Source organism: Alteromonas sp. MmMcT2-2 (genome assembly GCF_022348305.1).
GTDB classification, from domain to species: domain Bacteria; phylum Pseudomonadota; class Gammaproteobacteria; order Enterobacterales; family Alteromonadaceae; genus Alteromonas; species Alteromonas macleodii.
Genome location: NZ_JAKRFA010000030.1, coordinates 1,727 through 15,705, shown reverse-complemented (window position 1 = coordinate 15,705; position 13,979 = coordinate 1,727). Strand labels below are relative to the sequence as shown.

General features: G+C 41.3%; 12 protein-coding genes and 1 pseudogene (1 of these 13 cut by a window edge). 6 read left to right on the top strand and 7 right to left on the bottom strand.

What is annotated here, in order from left to right; translation table 11 throughout:
- The first annotated feature begins 71 nt into the window (after positions 1-71).
- A complete protein-coding gene (locus tag MHM99_RS15470; RefSeq protein ID WP_239220119.1) occupies positions 72-1,703 on the top strand; it encodes an FMN-binding glutamate synthase family protein in 1,632 nt (543 codons plus the stop codon).
- Positions 1,704-1,781: 78 nt separating this feature from the next.
- Here MHM99_RS15470 and MHM99_RS15465 read toward each other — a convergent pair whose 3' ends face one another.
- The gene (locus MHM99_RS15465) at positions 1,782-2,258 is read right to left on the bottom strand and encodes a c-type cytochrome (protein WP_049588205.1); all 477 of its coding nucleotides are present in this window, start codon (positions 2,256-2,258) and stop codon (positions 1,782-1,784) included.
- 203 nt (positions 2,259-2,461) lie between these two features.
- Here MHM99_RS15465 and MHM99_RS15460 point away from each other — a divergent pair, with 203 nt between their 5' ends.
- Positions 2,462-2,884: a universal stress protein gene (locus tag MHM99_RS15460; RefSeq protein ID WP_014949582.1), complete on the top strand. Its 423-nt coding sequence runs from the start codon at positions 2,462-2,464 to the stop codon at positions 2,882-2,884.
- Positions 2,885-3,009: 125 nt separating this feature from the next.
- Positions 3,010-3,366: a diacylglycerol kinase gene (locus MHM99_RS15455; RefSeq protein ID WP_014976618.1), complete on the top strand. Its 357-nt coding sequence runs from the start codon at positions 3,010-3,012 to the stop codon at positions 3,364-3,366.
- A gap of 38 nt (positions 3,367-3,404) precedes the next feature.
- Here the strand turns inward: MHM99_RS15455 and MHM99_RS15450 are convergent, their stop codons facing one another.
- The 6 genes from MHM99_RS15450 to MHM99_RS15425 form a co-directional block, all read right to left on the bottom strand.
- Complete coding sequence (locus tag MHM99_RS15450; RefSeq protein WP_014949580.1) at positions 3,405-3,755, bottom strand: hypothetical protein; 351 nt, start codon at positions 3,753-3,755, stop codon at positions 3,405-3,407.
- A 204-nt stretch (positions 3,756-3,959) separates the two neighbouring features.
- Positions 3,960-5,156, bottom strand: coding sequence for a tyrosine-type recombinase/integrase (locus MHM99_RS15445; RefSeq protein WP_049588203.1), 1,197 nt, complete (start codon positions 5,154-5,156; stop codon positions 3,960-3,962).
- 1,744 nt (positions 5,157-6,900) lie between these two features.
- A complete protein-coding gene (locus MHM99_RS15440) occupies positions 6,901-8,205 on the bottom strand; it encodes a DUF2254 domain-containing protein (protein WP_168463615.1) in 1,305 nt (434 codons plus the stop codon).
- A 109-nt stretch (positions 8,206-8,314) separates the two neighbouring features.
- Positions 8,315-8,464 carry a DUF2256 domain-containing protein gene (locus MHM99_RS15435; RefSeq protein WP_081099375.1) on the bottom strand — a complete coding sequence of 50 codons (150 nt, stop codon included), beginning with the start codon at positions 8,462-8,464 and terminating at the stop codon, positions 8,315-8,317.
- A complete protein-coding gene (locus MHM99_RS15430) occupies positions 8,451-9,989 on the bottom strand; it encodes a cryptochrome/photolyase family protein (protein ID WP_168463616.1) in 1,539 nt (512 codons plus the stop codon). The genes MHM99_RS15435 and MHM99_RS15430 overlap by 14 nt, the downstream gene beginning before the upstream one ends.
- Positions 9,990-9,992: 3 nt before the next feature.
- A complete protein-coding gene (locus MHM99_RS15425; RefSeq protein ID WP_168463617.1) occupies positions 9,993-11,417 on the bottom strand; it encodes a deoxyribodipyrimidine photo-lyase in 1,425 nt (474 codons plus the stop codon).
- A 111-nt stretch (positions 11,418-11,528) separates the two neighbouring features.
- Between MHM99_RS15425 and MHM99_RS15420 the strand changes: the two genes are divergently transcribed.
- From MHM99_RS15420 to MHM99_RS15410, 3 genes and pseudogenes are all read left to right on the top strand, one after another.
- Positions 11,529-12,836 (top strand): DASH family cryptochrome, encoded by a 1,308-nt coding sequence (locus tag MHM99_RS15420; RefSeq protein ID WP_168463618.1) that lies wholly within the window; start codon positions 11,529-11,531, stop codon positions 12,834-12,836.
- Positions 12,837-12,848: 12 nt separating this feature from the next.
- Entirely contained in the window at positions 12,849-13,916 is a 1,068-nt protein-coding gene (locus tag MHM99_RS15415) for a deoxyribodipyrimidine photo-lyase (protein WP_239220118.1), read from the top strand.
- Positions 13,917-13,935: 19 nt separating this feature from the next.
- A pseudogene (locus tag MHM99_RS15410) lies at positions 13,936-13,979 on the top strand (Tn3 family transposase) (its annotated part continues 1,726 nt past the right edge of the window); the annotation flags it as partial.

Sequence of the window (13,979 nt, the reverse complement as noted above, 5' to 3'; positions counted from 1 at the left end):
CAGGTGTATTGAACAGGGTTGTAGGCATATTATTTTGTTTTGATATGACCAAAAATAAAGAAGGACTTTGAATGCGTTTAACAATTCTAACTGTGCTAACCCTGCTGGTCGCTTTCAATGTGGTGATTGGCGTATTGTGGGCGCCCGTGTGGTGGTTTTTACTTTTATCAGTCACGCTACTCATTTTTGGTCTATATGATGCCTTCCAAACAAAACATGCCATTTTAAAGAACTTTCCATTAATTGGCAGGGTACGATGGACTGTCGAGGGACTAAGGCCTTACATCCAGCAATACATCATAGAAACCGATACTGGCGGAGCACCTATTTCCCGCATGTTTCGTTCGATTGTTTATCAACGTGCGAAAAACAGTAGAGAAACTGTTCCCTTCGGTACTCAGCTAGATACGTATAAAGATGGCTATGAGTGGATTGGCCATTCTTTATCTGCTCGCGAAGTGGAAGACATGGATGAAGATCCCCGAGTGACGGTAGGTGGCCCTCATTGCAAAAAGCCGTATCGTGCAAGCATACTTAACATAAGCGCAATGAGCTTTGGAAGCTTGTCAAAAAATGCCATTTTGGCGCTAAATAAAGGTGCTGCAAAAGGCGGGTTTTACCATAACACAGGTGAGGGTGGTCTAACCCCATATCACCTCGAAAATGGTGGCGATATCGTTTGGCAAATTGGTACGGGATACTTTGGTTGTAGAAGTAAAGATGGCGGTTTCGATCCTGTTCTTTTTGAAGAAAAAGCCAAACTCGACAATGTAAAAATGATAGAAATAAAGCTAAGCCAGGGCGCTAAGCCTGGACATGGTGGTATTTTACCTGCGTATAAAAATACCCCTGAAATAGCTAAAATAAGAGGGGTTGAGCCTGGAACTCAAGTTGATTCTCCCCCTAGACATAAAGCGTTTGCAACGCCTTTAGAAATGGTTGATTTTATTAGTCAGTTAAGCAAGTTAAGTGGATATAAACCAGTGGGTATTAAGCTGGCGCTGGGTAGAAAAAGTGAGTTTATTGCCATGTGCAAAGCCATGGTAGAGAAGGACGTAACGCCAGATTTTATAACGGTAGACGGGGGCGAAGGAGGTACCGGCGCCGCACCCCTTGAGTACACAAACTCTATAGGATTTCCTCTGCGTGAAGCCTTGGCGTTTGTTGACGATTGTCTCACTGGTTTTGGTATTCGCGACAAAATTAAAATCATTGCTTCTGGAAAAATCATTACCGCTTTTCAGTTAGCGAAAAATCTAAGTTTAGGCGCCGATCTATGTAACAGTGCCAGAGGAATGATGTTGGCACTTGGATGTGTTCAGTCGCTGTCATGCAATACGAATAAATGTCCGACCGGTGTAGCAACGCAAGACCCCAAGCTTGCCAAGGGCTTAAACGTTGAAGACAAGTACGAGCGCGTGTACCGCTTTCACAAAAAAACTATTCATGCGCTGATGGATATCTTGTCTTCTACAGGACATGTGAGAACTAGCGAACTAAATCGTACCCATATATTTAGGCGAGTAGATCAGTGTAATATTGCGCGTTACGACGAAATTTTCCCGTTAGTTAAAACAGGAAGTTTCTTAACCGACGACGTTCCCGATAGATTTAAATTACACTTAAAAGAAGCAAATTCTGAAAGCTTTATGCCTTGTAGTTTATTGGCAGAAATAGAGCAAGAAACGAAAGCGGTATCTTAAAAAAACTAAGCCATGACTCCTAATCAAATACCGATTGTGGAGTCACGCTTAACGATTTTTAATGCCTAAAACTGCGAGTTAATCTTTAGATTGCTCGCTTGGAATACGCAGTTGATAGAGGCGGTAATCACTAGTCCTGTAGGGTGTTACTTTATATTTAGGCTGAAGATACGCCACTAAATCTATTAGTTCGGAAACGGTTATCTCGTCGTTTACAACTCGCATTAATGACACACCGTCTTCGCTGGTGAAACTGGCAGGCTGTCGAGGAGTAAGTTTGTGTGATGGGTTAATAATACTTGTCACCAACTCTGCATAAGTTTTAATTCTTCCACTGCTGCCTCCCAACGGAATAGGCTTCGCGACTAGGTATTGCGCATTGTCGGACTCTTTTTCTCCTGCAATTCTGTGACAGTCTTGGCACTGATACTTTTTAAATACCAAATAGCCTTTTTCCATATTACCTTCGGGCAAGCTAAAGCCGCGAGGTGACTGCGCGCCCTGGTCACAGGCGAAAAGGAGAAGCGTTGCTATAACAACTATTGCCGTTTTCATACTCATTTCCCTCTTTCTTTTACGGTAAAGATGCGTAACGTTCGCTAGAACTAATGTGTATACACTGATTATGAATGAGGCTGCAGACTAATCATTGACCTAGCTCAAAGAATAATTATTTGTATAGCACTACTATTTAATGGAATTAGTTAACGGTATGGTAGAAAAGCACTGCTACCTAACAAAAATTGAGGACAGCCACAATGCAAGGTTACGAGACAATTTTAGTACCTATAGATATTTATTCTGACTACGAATTAGTGGTGGAGAAAGCCATTGCAATAGCGGGCAATAGTCACAAAATTCACCTCCTGTATGTTGCTTATCCACAAACCAATGTAGAGCCTTACGGACTATTTTTAGAACGGGATTTTTCAGAGGAAGTAAGAGAGCAGGCATTAAGGCAATTAAAAGACGTTGCCGCAAAACATGATATACCTTACAGCCACATCAATGTAGAGATAGGTTCTCCTGCTGATGAGATTCACCATATGGCCGAAAAGATTAATGCAGATCTCATTGTTGTCGGCACCCATGGCCAGAGCGGTCTTCGTTTGTTACTTGGGTCAACGGCCAATGCAGTACTACATGGTGTTAAAACAGACGTGCTAGCTGTGAAAGTATAAATTAATGCGGCGATTAGCGTCGAAAATGCTTTAAATATCCATGATAAATACCTTCGCCGTCATGTAGATGTAATGAAGGTCAGTTACGTTTTGAAAGGCTGTAACTAATCTTAAAATTACTTATCATGATAACGAAACGGACAGGTATTTTACGCGTACTCTATGCCACTTACTATTCACTTAAGGGGCTTCGAGCAGCCTTTTTAAGTGAAGCTGCGGTCAGACAAGAAATTTTCGCAATATTGATAATGACACCTGTAGCGTTTTTCATCGACGTTACGCATGTAGAACGTATATTGCTGGTGATATCTTTACTGATAGTGCTTATCACTGAGCTACTCAACACGGCTATTGAGAAACTCTGTGATCATGTCAGTACAGACATCCATTTATTAATAGGGCGTGCTAAAGATATCGGCTCGGCAGCAGTGTTCATCAGCCTAATGATGGCCGGCTTTACGTGGATTAGCATTCTTTGGTAGTGCAATTTGCGATTTATAGGCGGAAAGAAAGCCCTAACTTATAGGGCTTTGATTTTCTGGTCACAACATTCTGAAACTAAGGTTCTAATTGTGCTATCTAAGTTTTTAATGTGCGAATAATGCAATGAAGTTTCACCACCGTTATTGATATCTTTTATCGTAAAAACAACATCATCGCCTCGTGAAGTTACGCAGATTCTCACGTAATCATCAGATTGAGCTAATGGCACGTGGAGATATAACGGCTCATTATTTGAGTTTAAATAATCTAGTGCTGCTTCTTGTGACTTGAAAGGGTCTTGTTTCTCGGGTTGGACATTCCATGACGACGAGGGAACCACCATTTCCGCGAGTAATTTTCCATGCTTTGTATCAATACCGCTACTCATATTTCACTCCTTTTACTAAAATGTTTGCCAACTTAGAAAACCTATTCATTAATATAGGTTTAAGGCAAATTTACCTTTTGATACGCGAGTTATACAGTTTCAGATTGGTAAAAGAATGAAGAGAGTAGGTGAATTAGACATTGTTACTGATGTCTCTGGTTATGCGTAACCCTTTATTAATTAAGTTACTGTATTTAATGAGCTTTATCTTTTCCGTTTTGCCGACAATTTAGCCATTCCACCACGCTTTACGTTAGCCTGTTTTGTATAATGCCCAGGCATTTCCGGTGATTGCCAACCTCCAGCCAGTTGAAGCTCGGGTAACGATGCACCATCTTCGGCTAGAGAAACTGCACCACCAACACGACCGCTATGAGGGGTAATGTTTTCGCTAATACCTGCGCGTTGAGCAATACGTTGCCAAATCCTGTAGACACTCGAATAGTTAAGTACATTTGCCTTATGGCTGGGAATGTTCTCATCAAATGGCAAAAGTGCTGTTTTATGGTTTGTTAGTCGTCTAAACAAAACGCCTTTGTGCAGCCCGCGTAAATCTGAAGAAAGGCGGGTTGCATTAGTCTTTGGATCAAGATTAGCTTCGTTAATATACTCTTGAACCATAGATATGGTGCTGGAAGAAATATAGCGATATTGACCTTGACCAGACTGGTCGCTTTTCGAAGAAACAACCAACAGCGTGTTATTACGCGCAGATATATCCTCGATGCAAACTCGAACTAATTCATCAGCGCGAAGCAATGCATCAAACATCAGGTTAATGATTGCAAGGTCGCGGAGCTCTAATAAAGAATCAGGAATAATTGCATTGTTTATTTGTTCAAGCATATCTATCGTAAGCGGAACCGCTTGTTTGTGAGACAAGCGAAACTTTCTATTCTCTATAAGCGATAAACGGATAAAGTCTCTTAGATACGCAGATCTAATAATGGGGTTTGGCAATTTAGCCACGCCCAAAAATTTACTAAGGGCAGATAACCGACGCTTAATGGTTCTATAGGCTAGGGGAGAACGACACAACGCTTCAACATATTGTTTAATGCAGATCTCATTGTGTTCGAAGTTGTTCTTAAAGCCACTTAATCCAGCTTGCTTACAAAAAATTGCGAACTCATTGTAGTCACTAATGTATGCCCGTTGTGTGTTGTATGGAAGCTTGGTAAAAATATCTTGATAATAGCTTTCAACGTTTTTATCAGAAGATGAACATTGACTTGTTGTTAGGTCGTCAGAACCTGACGTGTGCTGCTTACCACGAGAGTACTCGATACCAAAAGCTGGAACCGTCGCGCTACTTGAGTCTTGTGGCTGTGAGCTGCTATCACTGTTGCTGCTAACTAATTGAGTTGTGAGCAGGTATGAGCTATTAGTTTTTGAGGGCATTGAGCAACCTGGTGAAGACATTATTGTGACTATTATGCTAGTTTTAACAGAACTTGATAAGCTATTGATATATAACAATATTCACGCATGATAACTGTAATTATCATGCGTGAAGTTACGCACTAATCCATTCATCACTCCACAAAGCGCTTTACTATTGTAATCTCAAGTACAGTGCTACTCTATCACATTACTGTATAAATAAACAGTTTGGGTGTTTCAATGCCGTCAATTGTTGGCCTATCTCGTAATTATTCCAAACCATATCGCGAGATAAGGCTTGTGGCCTGCTGAGAGAGTACGTTTTTTGTGTAATTCAAATCGTGCGCTACGTGAAATCTGCAAGGTAAATACCCCGAATGCGAGCTCAGATTTCACGTAGCGACGCCTAAAAAACAAGCTGAAAAGTGATGAAAAAACACCCTAAGAGCTTATTTATTAAAGAAGTACTTCACATGATTTACTTCCAACATGTTTGCTGGCTAATCGCACATTTTTCAAAACCAAACGAGTTAAAAATAAACGTTACAAAAGCGGAATAGGCGATAACCTAGAAGTTATTACCTTTGCTTTTTATACGCTTTTCATAGAGCGCCTATCTAATGTCGACTACAGTACGACGATAATAAGACGTCGATACGGTACGTAGCCGAATAAACGACGTCTACGCAGATATGAATTCAATAAACATCGCGTCGATTATGTTTTAATTCTACGTGCTATCCACGCCACCCAACTTTAAAACAACGAACGGTCTCCATGCACGATGTTTAATTTAATAAGAAGTATAGATAATTGATGATATTTCAAATAAAGAGTAATCAATAAATGAGTTTTACGGGCCGTAATTATTACATGTAACGCTAAATGTTAGAAAAACCTTAACCTTACAACTAGTCGTCTTATTTTAGAAATAATTAGGAGCCTTTATTTAATTCATCAGCGTTAAGCCTTTGGCTGATTGAGTTAATAATTAATATTACTGGCTGTACATTCATTATAAAAAGCAAAGAAGAATAAAGCCTGATAAATGTTTTTAGGAACATGATTAAGTCTATTATTTATCTGTGCTAGTTGTCATTAAACCTTACGAATACCTAAATATTACGAGAAGGATAGCGTAAAGCATCTGGCAAAGCTCCATCTGGCTCATTCACCATCAATTTTGATGCTCTATTTAACATAATATACATTATGCGCAATTATGTATATGGACGATTAGGGCGAAAATGTCACTTTATTCGGATGTTTTGTTGGCTGTGATTACTTACAGACTTTTATGCGTGGCAGCTATTTTTGTGCCTCAGCGTTACCGCACTTGCTTCAATTGTGTCAGTAGTTTCTATTGAAAGTTGCTATGAACTTTGGATTTAGACATGGAATTTATAAATCGTGCGCTACGTGAAATCTGTAGCACTACACCTCGCAAAATGTATTTTCATTCACGTAGCGTCACGTTAGTTTTTTGATTAATTATGGGTATAACTAACAAACAGAAAGACGCAGTCTTTGTATTTTTCTACTAGACTTTAATTTTTTAAATGTGGATTTTTAGCTATTTAAAATGTTGCTGTGTTTATCTGAGTTGTAGTTAATCAGATTTAATCTGATTAACTACAAAAAGAAACTCGATCGATCATTTACGTAGATTACATGGTTTGTGGTATGCAGAGATTATATAGACTGGCTAGCTGTTTACTTTAAGTATTTTTAGCAGTGATTTTGGCAGTAATAAATTACAGGTTTAGTTATCATTATAAACGCGCTCAATTCGCTTAATATCGTCTTCGTAATCCAATGCCAACTTTGCACGTTCGTAACTTTGCTTCGCTAACTTAGACGCCGCCTCAACAAAATCTCTTTCTATGCCTGTACCTTCATCTTTAAAGCACGCTTTAATTGTTTTTAGTGACTTTTGTATTCGGATAGCAACTTCAATATTAGCAGCACCATCACGGGCAATGCTGGTGTACGCATCGTCAAAAAGATCATTCACATTTAACGCAGGCAATGAAATGCGGTTATATTTAAACTCCTCATGCTGAGCGCTATCGCTTTGTGAGTTTTCGGTTTCAGTTTCGGATTTGGGCTTGTGCCACAACAACATAAGGCGTGTAATGCTGCTAATGGTATTTATTGCAGTACCATGGTCATTAACCGATGGCGATAATGCACGAGATGCAATTTCGGCTAGTACGATAAAGCCAAAGCGAGGATCAGCCTCAAAGGATCTGGCTTCACCTATAGTAAATGCGTCAACAATTTCATCTGATACTACCTTTTTATTTGAATATGCTATGGCACGCTCTGGTGAAACAAACTCACCGGGTAACATGGCAACATTGATAAAACCGTCGTTTTTATCAGCCCAGTGTTGCAGCTTGGCAATGTCTATAAGCTGAATATAGCCCACTTGTTTAGTATAAATGGCATGCGTCCCCTGCTCTTTTATTTGCTCTTGCGGTACTGCGCCTAAGCACGGCATATCTATTCTATTTTTAATTGCGCGTGTCGTGGCGTGCTCCACTTTTAATAACGTTGACCCCACGCGCCCTAATCGTGCAACGCTGTCTACCCACCGGATAAAAGTTAAAATAACTATCGAAAAAGCCAGACAGGTTAGACAAAATAAAATGAAAAGCCCGGCTTCATCGAAAAAAGCTTGAGTCATTGCAGTAAGCGCTACAGCACTATAGATAAATGCGCCTATGAAAACTGACAGAGCATTTTGTGATACATCATCGGATATTATAAGGCTTAGAGAACGCGGCGTTGACGACTGACTGGCCGAAGCATAAGCATTAACCATGGTACCTGCAGAAAACGTGGCGATCACCATCATGCTAGATGCCATAATTGAAAGCAGTGTTTCAACTGATTCGGGTTTTATTTCAGGAATATGCTCAGCCAATGAAGTCCCGTCTGCTACTTTAGCGACGAATACAGCAAATATTGAGAGCAAACAAAAGCCAAGAGGTTTTACCCAAAGCTTTTCTTTTACACTGTATAAAAGGAAACGCAGTCTATCTACGGTAATCGGTGCTTCCACAACACTCTCCTTGTATGTTCACTATGCGTTATACGTACTGTAAGAAACAAATGATTAACCTGGCCAAGTCATAAAGAAGCGTTACCTTTGATAAAAACGTATACTACTATCATTCATTTGCTTTCAGTGGTTTTCTATTTCCTGAGCAACGTTTTGAGCAATAACGTACATTTTCCCAGTTCTTTTCCCATTTTTTGCGCCAAGTAAATGGTCTCTGACAAACCGGACAAATTTTGGTGGGTAAATCAGACTTCTTCATTTTTCGTTAGCTTAGTCAGGAATGTTGAGGCATCTTGCTTCATAGTTTCGATATTTTCTTCTTTCATTCGCCCGTAGGTTTTATAGATCATGGCCATGCGGTGATTGTTGCTCAATTTTTCCTTGTGTTTGTCAATAAAGTGCCAGTATAAGTAGTTAAACGGGCACGCTTTTGGTCCGGTCTTTTTAGAAACTTGGTATCCGCAATTTTTGCAGTAATTGCTCATCTTGTTGATGTAGCTTCCGCTTGCGACGTACGGCTTACTTGCTAGGTTACCTCCATCGCTGTACAAAATCATGCCCGCAACATTAGGAAGTTCAACCCATTCATATGCGTCGGCATACACTAACAGATACCATGCCTGCACTTCCTCAGGGCTAAGTTCAGTTAAAAGACTAAAATTACCAATAACCATCAATCTTTGTATGTGGTGGGCATAAGCGTTCTGCTGCGTTTCTTTAATACACTGGCGCATGCAGTTCATATTCGTCTGGGCGTCCCAAAAGAACGAGGGCAATGCGCGGCTGTTATTGAAGTAGTTATCGGTTTTTAGATTTGGCATAAAGTGCCAGTAGAACCCTCTAACATACTCCCGCCAGCCCAGAATCTGGCGAATGAACCCTTCAGCAGAATTCAGTGGAACTTGCCCTGCATGGTAAGCTTGCTCGGCTGCATGAATGGCTTCTTTTGGCGTCAGTAAACCGCAGTTCAAATAAAACGCGATATGTGAATGATAAAGCCAAGGCTTGCCTTCCACCATGGCATCTTGATACTGACCAAAGTTAGGTAATCTTTCTTCTATAAAAGTATTCAATACGCTGAGTGCGTCTTTTCGAGTTACCGCAAAGTGGAAGTGATTGATATCGCCAAAATGATCGCTAAACTCGCTTTTTACGAGCTCAATAACTTTCGAAGTAATGTCATCAATCTCAAACGTAGAATGCTTCGGTACTCTCTGGGTTTCAGGCATTGCTTCGCGATTCTGGGCATCGTAATTCCACTTACCGCCAATGGGATTTTTTCCTTCCATGAGCACGTTGTGTTTGCGACGCATCTCACGGTAAAAAAACTCCATTCGAAGTTGTTTCTTGCCTTCAGCCCAATCCGTGAATTCTTGTGGGGACGATAAAAAGCGATTGTCATCACATATACTAACGGGTATGCCAAGCACGTTTTCCCATTGCTCCATGCTTTTGAGTAAGCGGTACTCTCCGGGCATAGTCACCTTTACTTCGTCAAAATCATTTCCGTTAAGTTCATGCTTAACCTGAGCGAGCAAATCGCCCTGATTGTTTGTGTCGCTATAATGAACATAGTTAACGTTAAAATTGTCGTCTCGCAACGCTTTTTCAAAATGACGCATTGCGCTAAACAAAAACGCTATCTTCTTCTTATGGTGCTTAACGTAGGTGGCTTCTTCACGGACTTCGGCCATCAAGATTGTGTCTTTGCTTTTTACTGCGTTAGCAATCGCTGGCAACGTCTCGGTAAGCTGATCGCCTAAAACTAAAATGAGTGCTGCCATACCCTACTCTTTTAATGTTTGGAATGCGTCTAGCGCGCGTTGACGCGATGCTTTTAAATCAACAATAGGTTTTGGGTATTCCTTACCAAGTTCTATACCTGCATCTTTCAATATCGCCGAAGGGGCTTCCCATGGCTTATGGATATACTTGTCTGACAGCTTGTTCAATTCAGGGCAATACTTACGCACATAGTTGCCCTTTTTATCAAATTTTTCGCCTTGTAGTATTGGGTTAAATATTCTGAAGTAAGGCGCAGCATCAGCGCCAGAACCCGCAACCCATTGCCAACTAGCACTGTTACTCGCAAGGTCGGCATCCAACAATGTATCCCAAAACCATCGCTCGCCTTCATGCCAACTGAGTAATAGATTTTTCACTAAAAACGAGCCCACAATCATGCGAACTCGATTATGCATGTAGCCCGTTTGCCACAGTTCGCGCATGCCAGCGTCTACGATAGGAATGCCTGTATTTCCCTTTTGCCACGCTTTGAGCGCTTTCGCATCTGTGCGCCAAGGAAACTTATCGAACTTTTCGTTGAAGTTCTTATTAGGCAAAGTAGGAAAATGGAACAGCAAATAATAGCTGAACTCGCGCCAACCTAACTCACTCAAGTAGGTTTCAATGCTTTTGTTTTCACTATTTCCAAACTGGTCTTTTATCGCGTACCAAACTTGATTTGGAGACACTTCACCAAAGTGTAAATGCGGCGACAAACGCGATGTCCCATTGGCTGACGGTATGTCTCTGCCGTCTTTGTATTTACGTGCTGAATTTTCAATAAAGTCAGCTAAATTATCAGCGGCGCCGTCTTCGCCTGGTGACCACTCTTTTTCAATGGTTGCATCCCAGTTGATGGAAGGGAGTAAATCTAGCGATGTTAATCCATCGCTGTCGTTGTCGACATCCGCATAAGTAATACGTGCGGGTGGTGCTTTGGGATAACGAGGCTCTTCAACCTGCAGGCAGCCCTTCTTGTAGTAGGGTGTAAATACGCGATACGGTGTACCGTCTTTCTTTAATACTTTCATTGGCTCCCATAGTAAGCTGCCGTTACAGCTATGGGCTTCATAATCATGCTCGATTAAGGTTTTCTTGATCGTTTTATCGCGGTTTATTTGCCATGGCTCATAGCACCGATTCCAAAAGATACCTTTAGCGTTAAATGATTTCATTAACTTTGGAATAAGTGTCTGTGGGTCACCCTTAAATATTTGTAAATGTCCGTTCAAGCGTTTATTGAGCGACGAGAGTGAATGATGCAGCCACCATTTACTTGCCCCCCCAGGCTCTCTGCCATTAGGTGCAGTGTCATCATATATGTAGATGGGTACTATTTTTCCCATATCACAGGCAGCGTTTAAGGCCGGATTGTCTTTTACACGAAGGTCTTGTCTGAACCACATTATACTAACGGGAACGGTCACTTTTTTTCCTCAGGCATTGCGCCAAATCTTAATATTATTCGTATTGCATGTACTACGATAAAACTCGGATTCAGGATCCGTAGAAATAGTAAAAAAGTACTCAAAATTAGTATGATAAATCACCACCAACAAACAAAACGTACGAACAACAATCAACGAGGTTTATATTGGTTTCGACATGACCTTAGACTTCACGATAATGCTGCTATTTCTGCGCTGTGTGAAGCAGTTCAGCAGGTTACTTTTCTTTATATTCTTGATGATAAAGCGTTTACACCTACGACATATGGTTTTGCGCCTATGGGGAAACATAGGCACACATTCCTGCTTCAAACACTTGTGGATTTAAAACGGCAATTAGCTAAGCTCGGACATGATTTGCTCATTGTCAAAGGCGACCCTGCTGAGCGTTTAGTTCAATTGATGAAGTCCGGACCATATTCTCACCTTGGGGTAAGCGAGCACTGTGGTTTTAATGAGAGAGCACAATTAAATACAGTAAAGCGCTTTTTCGATTCGGTAACAGTAATAGAAACTCCGACGTTTGGCTTATTTGATGCACAAACCCTTCCTTTCAACATAAAAGAGATGCCCGACGTTTTTAGTCCGTTTCGCAGAAAAGTAGAAAAGCACTGTAAGCCATTATCTGTCCATCCACCCATGGAAAGCTTACCAAGCCCTTTTACACCGCAATTAGATGAGTCTTTTTTATTCGCCATTGATACTGATTTACCAAGCCCGTCTCAATCATCGTTTGTTGGAGGTGAAACAGCAGCGCTGACGCATTTAAATACTTATCTCTTCGATTGGAAAGCTGCAGCAACGTATAAAGACACAAGGAACGCTTTAGATACTTGGCAAGACAGTACCAAGCTTTCGGCCTGGTTAGCGAACGGGTCGCTGTCTGCACGGGAAGTCATTCGGCAAGTTCAACAGTTTGAAGCAACCGTTGAAAAAAACGATTCCACTTATTGGATATACTTTGAATTACTTTGGCGCGAATTTTTTCATTGGTTACAGTGTAAATACGGGGCCAATTGGTTTCGTTTTAGCGGTATCCAGGGTAAAAAGCCGTCGACACAGCATTGTCCGGAAACCTTTGCGTTATGGTGCGAAGGAAAAACCGGTTATCCGATAGTCGATGCTTGCATGCGACAACTCGCTGAAACTGGCTATATGTCAAACCGAGGCAGGCAACTGGTTGCGAGCTGTTTGGTTCACGAACTAAGGCAGGACTGGCGATACGGTGCAGCGTGGTTTGAGCATCAATTAATCGATTACGATGTGGGGAGTAATTGGGGCAATTGGCTTTACTTAGCTGGTGTTGGAAGCGACCCTCGCGGCCACAGACAGTTCAACCTTCAAAAGCAGACTGAGATTTATGATTCGGACGGCCAATTTCGTAAAAAGTGGTTGTAGTTAGTTCGTCGTATGGTTCCAGTACATTCTAAACAATCGGTCACTGTCATATGGTTTAAACGTGACCTTCGTCTTCGAGACCACGAGCCTCTCTACCGTGCAGTTGAAAAAAACGAAAACATTCTTCCGCTTTTTTGTTGGGAGCCTTCCCTTATAGCCGACCCGCATATGGACATGCGTCATTGGCAATTTATCCAGCAAAGTATCGACGACATTAACGCCCAGTTGCCTTCAGGCGCCCGTTTACTGACCTTACACTGTGAAGTTATTGATGCGCTCGAACTTATTGCCCAGCACTACGCCATTTCAGCAGTTAGGAGTTACCAAGAAATAGGGTTGAGCGTTACGCATAACCGTGACATTTTAGTAAGTAACTATTTGAAGAAAAAGAAAATAAACCATATTGAGTCCCAGTATGGCGCAGTGATGCGTGGTTTGCCTCACCGTGAGCAATGGCAGCAAAACTGGGATCGTCACTTTACAACGAAAACCTATGATATTGATATAAATAGCGTTAATTGGGTCGACTGGGCCCAGCATAACAACATCAACACTGCTTGCAAAAATTTAGATGAGCTTGGTCTGTTTGATTGTCATATTACTAATCAAACCGGCACTCATTGTAGCGAGAAAGCGAATTATTATCGGCAGGATGTTTTAGACAAGTTAAAAAAATTAAACAAGATGCAGCCAGGCGGTGAAAGGCGTGCTTGGCAAGTATTAAAAGATTTTTTCGATGCTAGAGGACAATACTACCATCAACATATTTCTAAGCCGGAATATGCAAGACGGGCATGTTCTCGTTTAAGTCCCTACTTGGCATGGGGCAATCTATCAATTAAGCAAGTTTACCAAAGCGTCCAACATCAAAAGCAGACGAAAAAGTTACTGCCGAATTCTGATAGAAAACAATGGAGTCGCTCCCTAGCCGCTTTAACGTCTCGGTTACATTGGCACTGCCATTTTATTCAAAAATTTGAGAGCGAACACAGTATTGAATGGCGACCAATGAATAGTGGATACGAAAACTTTCCGTTTATAGATGGGGTTCTAGGGATTTTCCCCTCTAAAAAGACATAATCCTCTGTAGACCACACCAATAAATGGCTGCGGAGGTGGGTTACTACTTATAAGTGTGGCAAA

Bases quoted from the DNA above. Each gene is read 5' to 3' on its own strand.
- MHM99_RS15455 (WP_014976618.1), top strand. From the start codon at position 3,010: ATGATAACGAAACGGACAGGTATTTTACGCGTACTCTATGCCACTTAC.
- MHM99_RS15415 (WP_239220118.1), top strand. From the start codon at position 12,849: ATGGTTCCAGTACATTCTAAACAATCGGTCACTGTCATATGGTTTAAA.
- MHM99_RS15445 (WP_049588203.1), bottom strand. From the start codon at position 5,156: ATGCCCTCAAAAACTAATAGCTCATACCTGCTCACAACTCAATTAGTT.
- MHM99_RS15465 (WP_049588205.1), bottom strand. From the start codon at position 2,258: ATGAAAACGGCAATAGTTGTTATAGCAACGCTTCTCCTTTTCGCCTGT.
- MHM99_RS15460 (WP_014949582.1), top strand. From the start codon at position 2,462: ATGCAAGGTTACGAGACAATTTTAGTACCTATAGATATTTATTCTGAC.
- MHM99_RS15420 (WP_168463618.1), top strand. From the start codon at position 11,529: ATGATAAATCACCACCAACAAACAAAACGTACGAACAACAATCAACGA.
- MHM99_RS15430 (WP_168463616.1), bottom strand. From the start codon at position 9,989: ATGGCAGCACTCATTTTAGTTTTAGGCGATCAGCTTACCGAGACGTTG.
- MHM99_RS15470 (WP_239220119.1), top strand. From the start codon at position 72: ATGCGTTTAACAATTCTAACTGTGCTAACCCTGCTGGTCGCTTTCAAT.
- MHM99_RS15435 (WP_081099375.1), bottom strand. From the start codon at position 8,464: ATGAAGAAGTCTGATTTACCCACCAAAATTTGTCCGGTTTGTCAGAGA.
- MHM99_RS15450 (WP_014949580.1), bottom strand. From the start codon at position 3,755: ATGAGTAGCGGTATTGATACAAAGCATGGAAAATTACTCGCGGAAATG.